This window comes from Arenimonas caeni, assembly GCF_003024235.1.
GTDB classification, from domain to species: Bacteria; Pseudomonadota; Gammaproteobacteria; order Xanthomonadales; family Xanthomonadaceae; genus Arenimonas; species Arenimonas caeni.
In genome coordinates, this window is the sequence record NZ_KZ679124.1 from 1 (window position 1) to 338 (window position 338).

The window sequence follows — 338 nt, forward strand, 5'->3', positions numbered from 1 at the left end:
AGCGGCTCGCACTCGGCCACGGGCAGTCCGTAGGCCGCCAGGATGCGCGAACACAGCCACTCGTTCTCGATGGAATGGCCCAGGTCGAGCTTCATGTTGCCGACCAGGCCCATCGGCAGCTTCAGGATGTGCGTCGTCGGCGTCGAGCCGTGGGGCAGGCACCAGCGGCCGTCGATCCAGGCCAGCGCGGTCTTCTCCTGGGCGCCGGCGATGGAGATGCGGAAGTCGTCGTCTTCCACCGGCATCGCGCCGGCCATCGCCGGCGGGGCCACGGTGCCGCGCAGGAGGGCGGCCACCTCGTGTTCGCCCAGCGGCGTGGCATCAAGCGTGCGCACGTC

General features: G+C 70.7%; 1 protein-coding gene. It reads right to left on the minus strand.

All coding sequences use genetic code 11. The features are described from left to right. Positions 1–338 (minus strand): HipA domain-containing protein (locus tag C6N40_RS13870; RefSeq protein ID WP_162782261.1); only part of this gene is annotated, 338 nt, incomplete at both ends.